At 59.7% G+C, this 13,553-nt stretch carries 13 protein-coding genes; 4 read left to right on the top strand and 9 right to left on the bottom strand.

Going from position 1 to position 13,553, the window contains the following annotated elements:
* Positions 1-66: 66 nt before the first annotated feature.
* Positions 67-1,341 carry an ATP-dependent RNA helicase RhlB gene (gene rhlB, locus E4T21_RS07525; protein WP_149284410.1) on the bottom strand — a complete coding sequence of 425 codons (1,275 nt, stop codon included), beginning with the start codon at positions 1,339-1,341 and terminating at the stop codon, positions 67-69.
* A 168-nt stretch (positions 1,342-1,509) separates the two neighbouring features.
* On the opposite strand from rhlB, the gene E4T21_RS07520 reads away from it, so the two are divergent.
* Both E4T21_RS07520 and xthA read left to right on the top strand, forming a co-directional pair.
* Positions 1,510-1,788, top strand: a complete 279-nt coding sequence (locus E4T21_RS07520; RefSeq protein WP_149284409.1) for a hypothetical protein — start codon at positions 1,510-1,512, stop codon at positions 1,786-1,788.
* The gene (gene xthA, locus E4T21_RS07515; protein ID WP_149284408.1) at positions 1,788-2,603 is read left to right on the top strand and encodes an exodeoxyribonuclease III; all 816 of its coding nucleotides are present in this window, start codon (positions 1,788-1,790) and stop codon (positions 2,601-2,603) included. Before E4T21_RS07520 ends, xthA begins: the two co-directional genes overlap by 1 nt.
* Before the next feature lie 112 nt (positions 2,604-2,715).
* On the opposite strand, the gene E4T21_RS07510 is transcribed toward xthA, so the two are convergent.
* From E4T21_RS07510 to E4T21_RS07475, 8 genes are all read right to left on the bottom strand, one after another.
* Positions 2,716-3,849 (bottom strand): tetratricopeptide repeat protein, encoded by a 1,134-nt coding sequence (locus tag E4T21_RS07510; RefSeq protein ID WP_240349323.1) that lies wholly within the window; start codon positions 3,847-3,849, stop codon positions 2,716-2,718.
* Between the two features lie 10 nt (positions 3,850-3,859).
* Entirely contained in the window at positions 3,860-4,636 is a 777-nt protein-coding gene (locus E4T21_RS07505; RefSeq protein WP_149284407.1) for a TonB family protein, read from the bottom strand.
* A complete protein-coding gene (locus E4T21_RS07500) occupies positions 4,633-5,043 on the bottom strand; it encodes an ExbD/TolR family protein (protein ID WP_149284406.1) in 411 nt (136 codons plus the stop codon). Before E4T21_RS07500 ends, E4T21_RS07505 begins: the two co-directional genes overlap by 4 nt.
* A complete protein-coding gene (locus tag E4T21_RS07495) occupies positions 5,036-5,590 on the bottom strand; it encodes a MotA/TolQ/ExbB proton channel family protein (RefSeq protein ID WP_149284405.1) in 555 nt (184 codons plus the stop codon). Before E4T21_RS07495 ends, E4T21_RS07500 begins: the two co-directional genes overlap by 8 nt.
* A complete protein-coding gene (locus tag E4T21_RS07490; protein ID WP_240349322.1) occupies positions 5,577-7,004 on the bottom strand; it encodes a MotA/TolQ/ExbB proton channel family protein in 1,428 nt (475 codons plus the stop codon). Before E4T21_RS07490 ends, E4T21_RS07495 begins: the two co-directional genes overlap by 14 nt.
* Positions 7,001-7,837 (bottom strand): DUF3450 domain-containing protein, encoded by an 837-nt coding sequence (locus tag E4T21_RS07485; RefSeq protein ID WP_149284404.1) that lies wholly within the window; start codon positions 7,835-7,837, stop codon positions 7,001-7,003. The genes E4T21_RS07490 and E4T21_RS07485 overlap by 4 nt, the downstream gene beginning before the upstream one ends.
* Positions 7,838-8,122: 285 nt before the next feature.
* A complete protein-coding gene (locus E4T21_RS07480; RefSeq protein WP_149284403.1) occupies positions 8,123-9,049 on the bottom strand; it encodes an electron transfer flavoprotein subunit alpha/FixB family protein in 927 nt (308 codons plus the stop codon).
* An 11-nt stretch (positions 9,050-9,060) separates the two neighbouring features.
* The gene (locus E4T21_RS07475) at positions 9,061-9,810 is read right to left on the bottom strand and encodes an electron transfer flavoprotein subunit beta/FixA family protein (protein ID WP_149284402.1); all 750 of its coding nucleotides are present in this window, start codon (positions 9,808-9,810) and stop codon (positions 9,061-9,063) included.
* A gap of 464 nt (positions 9,811-10,274) precedes the next feature.
* On the opposite strand from E4T21_RS07475, the gene E4T21_RS07470 reads away from it, so the two are divergent.
* On the top strand, positions 10,275-11,942 hold the full coding sequence (locus tag E4T21_RS07470; RefSeq protein ID WP_149284401.1) for an electron transfer flavoprotein-ubiquinone oxidoreductase: 1,668 nt from the start codon (positions 10,275-10,277) through the stop codon (positions 11,940-11,942).
* A gap of 331 nt (positions 11,943-12,273) precedes the next feature.
* A complete protein-coding gene (locus E4T21_RS07465; protein WP_149284400.1) occupies positions 12,274-13,500 on the top strand; it encodes a dicarboxylate/amino acid:cation symporter in 1,227 nt (408 codons plus the stop codon).
* Positions 13,501-13,553 lie beyond the last annotated feature (53 nt).

The following is a 13,553-nucleotide window of genomic DNA, read 5'->3' as shown; positions in this document are numbered from 1 at the left end:
GTCACAAGAGAGAACAGGGAGGTGCCACGGGGTGACACCTCCACATCTTGCTTACGGCAAGTGGACTTACAGCAAGCCTTCAGGCGGATGCTCACACGGCAGCTTGTCACCGATGAAGCGCTCGATCTCCGGCAGGGAGAACGCATCCTCTTCACCGACAAAACTGATGGAGACTCCCTTGGCACCTGCGCGGCCGGTACGTCCAATACGATGCACGTAGTCTTCAGGATCTTCCGGCAAGGTGTAGTTGATCACATGGCTGACATCATCGATATGAATGCCACGACCCGCTACATCTGTCGCTACCAGGACCTGCACTTCGCCCTCTCGGAACTGCTCCAGTGTGCGAATACGCTGGTTCTGAGCAACATCGCCAGACAGCATGGCAACATTGATATCGGCTTTCTTGAGCAGATCAAGCAGGTTGCGCACCAGATCGCGACGATTGCCGAACACCATCACGCGCTCGAAGTCTTCCTGCTGCAGCAATTTAACCAGCAAGCGCTGCTTGTCAGCATCACCGACCATATAGACACGCTGATCAATATCGGCAGCGTTTTCGACAGACACGGCGATTTCCACGTGGGCCGGTTCATGGGTCCACTGGCTGGCCAGGTTGAGGATATCTTCGGTAAACGTCGCGGAGAACAGGAAGGTCTGTCGCTCCTGAGGCTTGGGCGTATAACGAATGATGCGCTTGACGTCCGGGATGAAGCCCATCGACAGCATGCGGTCGGCCTCATCCAGAACCAGGACTTCGACCTGGCTGAGATCGATATCACGCTTCTGATGGAAATCAAGCAGGCGGCCTGGCGTGGCCACCAGAATATCAACCGGGCCATTTAGCCCATCACGTTGCTTCTGGTAGTCCATGCCACCCACGACACTAGTCACCTTCAGCGAGGTGTAGCGTGCCAGTGCCTTGGCATCCTTCTCGATCTGCAAAGCCAGCTCCCGGGTTGGTGCCAGGATCAACGCACGGGGCGCGCCCGACTTCTGCCCATCTGGTGTTTCCTCTTCGAGGAAGTAGGCCAGCATGGAAATCAGGAAAGCGGCTGTCTTGCCAGTACCGGTCTGCGCCTTGCCAACGACATCACCTCCCAGCAGAGTCTGGGTCAAGGCTTCGGCCTGGATCGGTGTGCAGTACTCAAAGCCCAGCGTGTGAATGGCACGCATCAGCGGCAGCGGCAGATCGAAGTCATGGAACCGCCACTTACCCGCGACAGCAGGTACCTTGAACTGGCGCAGGTCCCAATTCGATTGACGACGACGCGGCTTGCGACGACGGCGCTTGGGCTTATGGCTCTCGGCCGGTGTGGAGGTCTGTTCCGACTCGCTCATAGGCTGTGCTGTGTATCCGTTGCGGAGAAAAGGTAAAAGAAACGAAGCGGGCATTGTACCAGCCTCTGAGCGTTTCAGCCCATTTAACTGCATCCCTTTACATTCCATTTCCTGTCGAATCATGCCTGCAGGCTGCTAGAATGCGCGCAACGAAAGAGGAGTTGCGTCATGACACGCCGTAAGAAAACCCGCTCGCTGGCCGATAAGGTGACAATCCGTACTGGCCGCCGCAAGGATTACAAGCAGTGGCGCCAAGAAAATCCCGATCAGGTCACTTCGTCGCGTCGCTTCACACAGAAGAAGCGCCAGCAGCGCAAGATTCAGGCCATGCGACGCCTGGAGCGCCAGCAATCCGCCCCTGATATCGACATTCACCCGCAGCGTCAGGATGACACGGCAGCGCCCACGACGGATCAACCCAACGCCCCCAAGGACGGAGAAGAATAATGCGTCTGGTATCCTTCAACATCAATGGACTGCGTGCCCGCTTGCATCAGCTTGAGGCGTTGATTGCCATTCACCAACCGGACCTGATCGGCCTTCAGGAAACCAAGGTGCATGATGATGAATTCCCCAGGGAAGCCGTCGAAGCCATGGGCTACCACGTGCACTTCCATGGACAGAAGGGCCATTACGGCGTTGCCATTCTGACTCGCCAGGCACCAGAGGAAGTCGTCCACGGCTTCCCCGACGATGGAGAGGATGCCCAGCGCCGCTGGATTGGCGCTCGTATCAAAGGGGAAGACGGACAACCCGTGTGGGTCTATAACGGGTATTTCCCTCAGGGCGAGAACATCAGCCACCCCACCAAGTTTCCCCACAAGCGCGCCTTCTATGCGCAGCTGCAACGACTGCTCAGCGAGCGTCACTCTCCCGAGGAACGCTTGGCCGTGATGGGCGACTTCAACATCTCTCCGCAGGATATCGACATCGGCATCGGAGAGGACAACCGCAAGCGCTGGCTGCGTGAAGGCAAGACCAGTTTTCAACCGGTGGAACGCGAGTGGTTGGAAGGTATCAAGGGCTGGGGGCTCTACGACAGCTTTCGCGCTTGCCATCCCGAGGTGAATGACCGCTTCAGCTGGTTCGATTATCGCTCCAAGGGATTCGACCGCGAACCCAAGCGGGGTCTGCGCATCGACTATATTCTGACGACCGCACCGCTGACCGAGAAAGTCAGTGCGGCCGGTATCGATTATGATCTGCGCGGTATGGAGAAGCCTTCCGATCATGCGCCAGTGTGGACGGAATTCGACGTCTAGTCTGAATGTCCTGTAGGCTGAATGTCCTGATAGAACAGGCCGATAGCACAGAAGAGACGTCTGAGCAGCACACCTGATACAACAATCCCGGGCCTGGACCCGGGATTGTGCGTTATTGGCGCTGGGATGGGGATGGGGACGGAGCTTCCTTCGAATCCTGCGCATTGCCCAGTACGGCCAGCCACTTCTCTGCCTCAGCTGCGCCGCCCTGCTCAGCCTTGGTCAGGGCTTCTTTGGCCAGTAATTCCTTGCCCCAGGCCAGAGCCAACTGGCCGAGGTGCAGCCAGTCATCTGCCTTATCGCTGGATGTGGCGAGCTTCTGCCAGGCAGCCAAGGCCTTGTCGCGATCCCTGGCTTGGTGCCAGGCCTCAGCCAACTGGCGCTGATGGGCATCATCATCCGTTAATGTGCCTTCTGCCAGCGCCTGTTCGAGGATTTCCGCCGCCCGCGCGGGAGTACCGGCAGCCAGATGCAGATTGATACGCCGCTCCAGGTCATCATCACCGCTAAGCAGCCCCTTGCGCCAGGCCGCTTCCCACAGTGCGGCAGCACGCACCGGATCCCCAGCCTTCTGGGCCAGCGCAGCCGCCCGTCGCCAGGCCTCCGGGTCATCTCCCGCCTGATCAAGCTGGGTCTGGAGCACAGCAAGTGCCTGATCGAGGCGGCCACTGCGCTGCATCACTGCTGATGCAAAGGCCAGACGCTTGGCACTCATGTCACCACCCGCCTGCTGGGCACGCTCCACCCAATCCGCGGCCATCTCCCAATCTTCGCTTTCGGCAGCCAGCTGCGCCATCAGCCACAGGCTATCGCCATCCTCATGGCGCTGTAGCCAGTCCGACAACAACTCACCGGCCAGGTCCTTCTGGCCTGCCTGCAGACGCAATCCGGCTTCTTCACGCTGCCAGCGATCGCGCTGCGACGTGTCTACACCCGACACATTCCGGGCCTGAGCCAGATGATCTGCGGCTTCAGCATATTTTTCCTGAGCCGCCTCTGCCCCTGCGGCTAGTTGCAGATACAAGGCGCCGGCCCAGCGGTCGGACGCATTCCCGCCACTCAAGCGCTCAGCCTGCTGGCTCGCCTGGCTTTCGACCCCGGAAGGATCCGACGACAGGCGGCTTTCCAGGTTCTTGAGGTCGGATATCAACTCGCCAGACAGTGTGGGAGCAGCGACAGCGGGGCAAGCAGCCAGCACCAGGCCGGCAGAGGCTACAAGCAGGAAACATCTGAAGCGCATCTTCATCACAAGCTGCCTACTCTTTCATCTCAAACTTGAATGTCTTGGTGAAGCGACGCACCCCTTGCCCAGGAGTAAAGCGCCAGGTCGGCATCACCTTTTCCACCTCACGCTCGAATACCCCTCTCGGCTCTACATCTACGATGCGACTCCGCCCTGTATCCACGGAGCCATCCGGGCGGACGATGATATCGACACTGGCATATCCTTCAATGCCACGGCGCCTTGCTCGATTCGGATAGGTTGGCTTGGTCATACTCACTACCGCTGACTCCCCTATCGCCACCGGCTCATTGGATGCCGGCGCCGCTGCACTAGGCGCCGATGCACTGGTCGCTGCCGGAGCTGACGATGGCACAGAAGAAGGCACAGGTGCCGGGCTCGGTGCAGGCGTTGCCACGGGCTGAGGTGTCGGCTCAGGTTGCGGTTGTGGCTTGGGCTGCGGCTTAGGTGGCGGTGGTGTTTCCACCAGCTCGGGCAAGGCACTGTCCAGCTGCGGTGCAGGTGCATCCAGCGCTGGCACTTCCGGGTCGGGAAGCTGCACATTGCTGTCCACATTGGGGGCCGGAGCTGGCGGCGGTGGCGTGGCCGCTACTGGTGGCGGGGGCGGTACGGAGGCAGATGCTGCTTCTACCGGCTGTTCACTTTCAGGTGCCGGTGCATCGGTCAACTCCACGGTGATCTCTTCGCGCAGTTCAGGCTCGGCTTCCGGCGGCACCACCAACAAGGCCAGTGCGACAAACAGCCCGAACGCGATCCCCGCCCCCAATATCAGGGATACCACACGCCTCATTGACCGGCGCTCCTGTCAGCAGCCACTGCCACGTTCTCGACATCCGCATCGCGCAGACCGTCCAGAACCTTCAGCAGCGCTCCCGTCGGCGCATTGCTGTCCGCTTGCACCACGACACTGCCGTCCTCGCTGAGCATGCTCGCCACCATGGTTCCGGCGCGATGAATGTCGACCGGGTTACCGTCAACCCAAACCGAACCTTCCTGCGTGACCGCCACCAGGACCTGCACATTGGGCCGGGCGCTGGCAGCACTCGATTCAGGACGCTCGATCTCCACTCCACTTTCCTTGATGAAGCTGGTGGTCACGATAAAGAAGATCAACATGATGAAGACCACGTCGAGCATTGGAGTCAGGTTGATCTCACTGGCTTCGTCCGTATTGGCCAATAGCCTGCGCCTACGCATGGGCGTCCTCCGCGGCCCGAGCGAGGCGATCATGCAGCCTCTGGTCCTCGCGCCGAATGATGTGTTCCAGTCGGGTGATCAGCAACAGCCCTACCACCGACACAGCCATACCGGTCAATGTAGGCAGGGTCGCCCTGGCGACACCATCCGCCATGGCCCTGGCCTGATTGCTGGAAGCCAGGGACAGGCTGTCGAATACCGTGATCATGCCCGTCACTGTACCCAGCAAACCCAGCAGCGGGCACACGATGACCAGCAGCTTGAGCCAGGGCAAAGGGCGACGCAGGCGGCGGATCAGTTCGCTGACCCACACCTCCCGCAGCGTCCGGGCACTCCAGCTGGCATGCTCTGCACGAGACACCCAGCGCTCGACCAGGTCACGCCGGGCTGGGCGGTAATGGAAGTGGAAGAACCACAAGCGCTCCACCCCTACGGCAAATACCAGCATCGCGACCACTCCGATCACCACCAGTACCGGGCCGCCGGCATCGACAAAGCGTGTCAGCGTATCGAGCCATGCCCTGAACAGCAGCTCAAACCAGGGCATGGCGCTTCACCTGAGCATCAGTGGCATCGCTGGCGACACGATCATTTTCAAGACGGTCCGCCAGTACCGCACTGGCACACCCTTCCATGATGCCGATCAGTGCTCGGGAGCGGCTGGAGAGCGCAGTATGTGCAAACAGCAGCGGCACTGCCGTGACCAGGCCCAGCACCGTCGTCACCAGGGCCTGACTGATACCGCCAGCCATCAGTTGCGGATCGCCGGTCCCGAATACCGTAATCGACTGGAAGGTCACGATCATGCCCGTCACCGTGCCCAACAGGCCCAGCAGCGGCGCCACTGCTGCGAGCATCTTGACCAGGGATTGCCCTCTTTCGATGCGCGGCTGCTCAGCCAGCATGGCTTCATCCAGGCGTGCTTCCAGCGCTTCGGGGGCATGACCAGCACCAAAGGCATGGAAACGCTTGAGCACACGGCCCAGCGGGTTGTCTTCACGCAGGTTATCCATGTCAGCGATCTGACGACGCGTTGTCACACTGAGCCTGGTCAGATACAGGTACTGGAACAGCGCAATGATCAGGCCAACAGCCCCCAGCACCACCACGACCCAGCCCACGGCGCCACCTTGCTGGAAGCGTTCCCACAGCGTCGGCTGCTGGGCCAGCGCCTGCAGCACCTGTCCTCCAGTAGGGTCTACCGGAACTACATTGCCGTTACCGGCATCGAAGGCTTTCAGTTCCTCTGCCACAGAGGCCGGAGTATGTCCGGCCGGTGCCAACAGGCCATCACGCCCCTGACGCTGCAATAACTGCCCCTGACTGAAGGCCACCAGGTTACCCACACGGACTACCTGCTGGTCGCTGACATCACCATTGGCTGCGGCTACCGGAGCATTCAGCTCACGCACCTTGGCTGTTTCTGCGGTCAGCCCCATCAGGCTATCCGCCAGAGTCTCGATCTGGCCTGAAGTGAGAATGGCGTCATCTTCCAGGCGCGGAGGCAATTCAGCCGCTCCGCCCAGTGTCAACCACTCACCATTGAGTTCATCACGCAACTCGCCACTGGAGCCCGCCACGACGCCAAAGACCGCATCGAGATCGCCACCTGCGGACTCACGCTGGGCATCGATCTCCGCCAGCGATTGATTGAGTTCCTGCTGACTCGCTTCAAGCGTTTCACGACGCTCGCGAGCGGCCGCCAGCTTTTCCTGAGCCTGTGCCAGCGCTGACTCCAGGGCCTCGCTATCGTCAACCAGATTTGCCAGGCGGGCATTGTCACGCGCTTCCGCTGCCTGCCTTTCTGCACGCAGCGTGGTCAATGCAGAGCCCGTCTCGGGAGACTGGGCCGAGTCGTCTTGCTGCGCCAATGCGGAGCTACTGCTCCAGGCCAGGGCGGAAGCAAGGATTGCGGCACTCAGCGGCTTGATCACCATCGAGGGCTGGAAAGTGAAACTCATGAACGACCCTCCTGCGCCTGAGACTCTGCAGCGGCGGAAAGCGGCTGGGACAGTGGCAGATTCAAGAGCTCCGGAGCCCTCTGGTCGCGGACAATGCGCAGTCCCTTGGCCAGCTCTTTGCGGGCACCCGCATCAAGCGGCTTCCATTCGGAACTGGCGACATCCCAGACGCCACCTTCCTGGCCATCTGGCGTCAGGTAATACCAACCCACCCGACCCATGCGCAGGAAATCCACCTGACGGCCTCCCTCATCGTCGAGAGTACTGCGCCAGGCATCCAGCTCGCGACCATAGTTCAGCTCCGCCTTCCAGGCACCCAGCACTTTCTCGAGCTTGGCCGAGTCACTCAAGGAAGGGTTGACCAAGTCGGATTCAAGCGAGGCGACACGGGCAAGGCGCTCATCGCGCAGGAAAGGGATATCCTGCTCGACCCATGCGGAGAGGCGTTCGGTCATGTCATTCAGCAGGCCAGGCAGCGCTTCACCGGTTTCGGCCAATGTCGCGATCGCGTTTTCTCGCTCGCCCAGCTTTTGCTCCAGACTCTCGACCTGAGGCGCCAGGGCATGGTTGTAGCTTTCCAGGCGGCGAGCTTCTTCCTCGGCCTGGCGCAGCTCAGCAATACGCTCGCGCACACTTTCATCAGCTGCATCAATCTTGGCCTGCAACTCTGCCTGGGTCTGCTGGGCCTGCAGCGCCTCCTGCTCCAGCTCGGATTGCGCCGAGACCGGCCCCACGACACTGAAGGAGGCCAGCAATAGCCCCAGAGCAGGTAGAGCGCCCGGAAGCACTCGACGCACGCCGCCATTGCGACGCGTCGTTGGAATTCGCGACATCACCTTACGCCTCCAATACATTCGAACGCGCCCCATTCCCCCGGACAGCATCCCGGCTCATGGCTGCGCGAAGATGCCCGGAACACTACCTGAAACACGAATTATTATCAATGAGAGCAACTCCCTCCCCATGACACACCGCATCAACGACGGAGTAAAATACCCCCCTCTAAACACAACACCCCCGCCGGGATATCCCGACGGGGGTGATAGCTCTCTTAGCTAGCTCGTAGCTCGTAGCTCGTAGCTCGTAGCTCGTAGCTCGTAGCTCGTAGCTCTTAAAGCTTACAGCTTGCTCTCAAGCTCGGGCAGTGCCTCGAACAGGTCTGCCACCAGACCATAGTCAGCCACCGAGAAGATCGGCGCCTCTTCATCCTTGTTGATCGCCACGATGACCTTGGAATCCTTCATCCCGGCCAGGTGCTGGATGGCGCCGCTGATGCCGACGGCGATGTACAGCTCCGGCGCCACGATCTTGCCGGTCTGACCGACCTGCATGTCGTTGGGCACGAAGCCGGCATCCACCGCCGCGCGCGAGGCGCCGATGGCAGCGCCCAGCTTGTCGGCAATCCCGTCGAGCAGCTTGAAGTTATCGCCGCTACCCATACCACGCCCACCCGAGATGACCACCTTGGCGGCTCCCAGCTCCGGACGATCGCTCTGCGCCAGCTCTTCACCAACGAAGCGGGACTGGGTGTTGTCGACCACGGCATCCACAGCTTCGACGCTCGCGGAACCACCTTGGCCCACTGCATCGAAGGCCGTGGGACGCACGGTAATGACCTTGAGCGCATCACTGCTCTGCACCGTGGCAATGGCATTACCGGCATAGATCGGACGCTGGAAGGTATCGGCGCTGACGACCGCAATGATCTCGGAAATCTGCGCCACATCCTTCAGTGCCGCCAGGCGCGGCAGCACGTTCTTGCCCGTGGTGGAAGCCGCCGCCAGCACATGGCTGTAGTCACCGGCCATCGCCGTGAGCAGATCCGCCAGGGGCTCGGCCAGTTGATGCGCATACACGGCGTGGTCGGCCACGCGCACCTTGCTCACGCCGTCAAGCGAGGCTGCCGCCTCCGCAATGGCGGCTACATTCTCGCCTGCGACGAGGACGTCGATATCACCACCGATAGCCTGTGCTGCCGCCACCACGTGGGCCGTCGCATCGGCCAGCTGGCCATCGTGATGTTCGGCAAGGACCAGAATACTCATGCTATCTCCCCTTAAATCACTTTGGCTTCGTTCTTGAGCTTGTCGACCAGCTCATCCACGGAACCCACCTTGATGCCGGCCTGGCGCTCCGCCGGCGGCTCGACCTTGACCAGCGTCAGGCGCGAGGCGACATCCACCCCCAGATCCGCCGGCGTCTTGACCTCCAGCGGCTTCTTCTTGGCCTTCATGATGTCCGGCAGCTTGGCGTAGCGCGGCTCGTTGAGCCGCAGGTCGGTCGTGACCACCGCCGGCAGACTGAGCGACAGGGTCTGCAGGCCGCCATCGACTTCCCGGGTGACCTTGAGCTGGTCGCCTTCAACGACTACTTCCGAGGCAAAGGTGGCCTGGGGCATACCGCTCAACGCCGCGAGCATCTGCCCGACCTGGTTGTTGTCGGAGTCGATGGCCTGCTTGCCCAGGATCACCAGGCCCGGCTGTTCAGCCTCGACCACCTTGGCCAGGGCCTTGGCCGCGGCGAGGGACTCTACCGTCGCGTCGGTTTCCACGTGCACGGCTCGGTCGACGCCCAGCGCCAGAGCGGTGCGCAGCTGTTCCTGAGCGGCCTTGGGACCGACGGTCACCGCCACGATTTCGCTGGCCACGCCTTTTTCCTTGAGGCGAACCGCTTCTTCCACGGCGATCTCACAGAAGGGGTTCATGGCCATCTTGACGTTGGTGAGATCGACGTCGGAATGATCCGGCTTGACCCGGATCTTGACGTTGTAATCGATGACGCGTTTGACCGCGACGAGTACTTTCATAGTGTCCTCGCTTGGTTCACCGGTGGAACCGGGGTTCTTGTAACCGATGTGACTTGCCGATATATAACTTTTTGTCATGCCACTAGACGCATTAAGTCAAGCGTTTGATAGGCATCGTAGAAGCACTTTCAATTTGCCACAGCCTGGCCTCTGGCAACAATCCTTTCTATACCATCGTCAGGCTGCCTTCATCATGCTGCCTTTCTCAAGACCTTTTATCAGGCCCCTTCCACCAGGGCCATGCTCACCGAGCCATTGCTCGATGGATCCTGAACAGAACTCCTGATCCTTGCTTGCAGAGACGCCTGGCATCAAACAGCCATCGAAAGGATGGCTAGGCAACGGTATTATGCCTATCATGGGTCACATGTAGAAGCAAACGACCGTTTTAAATTACTCGACGTTGGTGGTAGGGACCGACCAATCAGCGTCCTGACTAGCCCCTGCGAGGAGGACAGCATTCAATGACAGAACAAATAGAACGCGACACTATGGAATTCGATGTCGTCATCGTTGGAGCCGGCCCTTCCGGCCTGGCAGCGGCTTGCCGATTGATGCAGCAAGCCAACGAAGCCGAACAGGAACTGACGGTATGTGTCGTGGAAAAAGGCTCGGAGGTAGGCGCTCATATTCTGTCAGGTGCCATCCTTGAGCCCCGCGCCTTGTTCGAGCTTTTCCCCGACTGGGAAGAGCGTGGCGCGCCCCTCACCACGCCAGCGGTTCGTGATGAACTCTATCTACTCAAGGATGCCGAAAAGGCCCAGAAACTGCCCAATGCTCTGGTGCCCAAGAGCATGCACAACACAGGCGGCGATATCACCCGCTACGTGATCAGTGCTGGCAACTTGTGTCGCTGGCTGGCAGAACAGGCTGAAAGCCTGGGTGTCGAGGTCTTTCCCGGATTCGCTGCCCAGGAAGTTATCATCGAGGATGACGTGGTGCGCGGCATTCTGATTGGTGACATGGGCGTGGGCGCCGACGGTCAGCCCAAGGACAGCCATATGCCTGGCATGGAACTGCGCGCCAAGTACACGCTGTTCGCCGAGGGTGCCCGAGGCCATCTGGGCAAGCGTCTGATCAAGCACTACGGACTCGATGCCGGCAAGGATCCTCAGCACTACGGCATTGGCCTCAAGGAGCTGTGGGATGTACCCGCCGACAAGCATGAGCCCGGCCTGATCCTGCATGGCTCTGGTTGGCCGCTGGACAAGCATACACATGGCGGCTGGTTCCTGTATCACGCAGAGAATCAGCAGGTTGTCGTCGGCCTGATCATGGACCTGGCCTACCAGAACCCCTGGCTGTCGCCCTTCGACGAATTCCAGCGCATGAAGCACCACCCTGTTCTCAAGCAGTACCTGGAGGATGGCAAGCGTGTGGCCTATGGCGCGCGCGCCGTAGTCAAGGGTGGTATCAATAGCCTACCGAAGATGACCTTCCCTGGAGGCCTGCTGATCGGCTGTGATGCCGGCACCCTGAACTTCGCCAAGATCAAGGGCATCCATACTGCGATGAAGTCTGGCCTGATCGCGGCAGAAAGCGTTTTCGAAGCCATCACGGACGGAGATGAAGGTGGCCAGGAGTTGGCCGACTTCACTACCAGATGGGAAACCAGTTGGGCATATCAGGAGCTTCAGGAAAGCGCCAGCTTTGGTCCAGCAATCCATAAATATGGCACCGTCGGCGGTGGCGCTTACAACTTCCTCGATCAATTGCTTGGCGGGAAGCTGCCTACCGTGCATGACACTCATCCGGACTTCGCCACGCTCAAGCCGGCGTCGGAGTGCGAGAAGATCGAGTATCCCAAGCCCGACGGCAAGATCTCCTTCGACAAGGCTTCTTCCGTATTTCTGTCGAACACCAACCACGAAGAAGATCAGCCCTGTCACCTGCGCCTGGCCGATACCGAGATTCCGATCCGCGATAATCTGCCCAAATACGCCGAGCCTGCCCAGCGATACTGCCCAGCGGGCGTCTACGAGGTGGTAGAGGATGATCAGGGACAAGCCAAGTTCCAGATCAACTTCCAGAACTGTGTCCACTGCAAGACCTGCGACATCAAGGACCCAGCACAGAACATCACCTGGGTTGCTCCGGAAGGCGGCGGCGGTCCCAACTACCCCAATATGTAGGTCCCTTCTCAACATGTAGGGGCTATCCCGGCAAGCAGAACATCCCTTGTCGCGACAATACGGGTCAGGCTTCTAGCCTGATCCGTATTATTTCGGCCCTACGCTCGATCTAGCAAAGCCTTAATAACCATAAAGCATAAAATGCCACTTGAGTTATTCCACCCTTGCCCCAATAGTATGCCCGCGAACTACCTGCAACCCTGATACCTGTTTCTAGGCCACCTATTCCTGGATAGATACTACCTTCGGCCAGATACTGTTCTGTCCTGCATCGGCGGAACTGCCCATGGTGAGTCAGGGCCGTTTCCTTTGCTCAGCTCTCGGAGGCTTCATGACCCACACCCGCCAAATACTGCTGGCATTGATACTGGGTGTCGCAGCTGGAGGCGCCATCAACCTGCTGGTGCCACAATGGGTGCCACTGATCGACCACCATATCCTCGCCCCTGCAGGCCAGGTATTCCTGCGCCTGCTGCAATTCATTGTGGTGCCGATGGTGTTTTGTGCTCTGGTACTGAGCTTCACTCAGGTAGAGCGCGATGAACATGTGACGCACTATGCAGGCAAGCTGCTGGTGCTGTATATCATCACTAGTGCGGTGGCACTCGCCATCGGCATGGCCGTGGCAGCATGGCTGACACCAGGCCTGGGTCTCGGCGATGTAGGGCAAGCCAGCATCGAGGCCAAGGACCCAGTACCACTGAGCCAATGGCTGGTCGGGCTGGTTCCCAGGAACCCCTTTGAGGCCTTGGCGGATGCCAACCTGCTGCAGATCATCATCGCTGCAGCGCTTGTGGGGATCGCTGCACGCCAGTTACCCGAACAGAGCCAGTCCTTCATCAAGACACTGGAGAGTGGCTACCACATCACGCTCAAGATATTGTCAATGGTGTTGAAGCTAGCGCCAATCGGTGTCTTTGCCTTGATCGCATCGGTGGTTGCCAGCCAAGGACTGGAGCTGCTGATCAAGCTCGGCCTCTATGTCTTTGGTCTGCTGCTGGCACTTGGTGGCATGGCCCTATTCTACCTGGCCATATTGGCATTGGCAGGCGCACGTTCCGGCGCTTATCTAAGGCACTTCAGCGAATCTCTCAGCTTTGCATTAGGCACGGCAAGCTCCAATGCTGCCCTGCCCATCGCGCTGAAAAATGCTGAAGCCTATGGTGCGCCTCATCAACTGAGCGCCTTCGCCCTACCGTTCGGTACCGCATTGAAGCGCGACGGCGCTGCCGTGCTACAGGGGTTCAATGCCCTGTTTGTCGCTCAACTGTTCGGCGTTGATGTCACTCTCCCACTGATGATCACCATCTTCGCCACAGGACTCCTGGTATCGTTCTCTACCGCAGGTGTTCCCGGTGCAGGCCTGGTGGCAATGAGCACGGTACTTTCCGCGGCAGGACTGCCATTGGAAGGTGTCGCAGTCGTGGCAGGCGTTGATCGTTTCACGGATGGTTTTCGTACTGCACTAAACGTGATGGGCAATACAGCCAATGCCATGCTGTTGGCCCGTACCCAGCATGAACCCGAACGACAGGCCGAAAAGCCGGAACATCCATGATTGGCAGTGACAGCGCCTGCATGGCATGGCGAATAGGGATAACCTCCCCATTC

Source organism: Halomonas binhaiensis (assembly GCF_008329985.2).
Taxonomy (GTDB): Bacteria; Pseudomonadota; Gammaproteobacteria; order Pseudomonadales; family Halomonadaceae; genus Halomonas; species Halomonas binhaiensis.
Note: the sequence above shows the minus strand (reverse complement) of the source record. Positions and strands in the feature narration are given on the sequence as shown.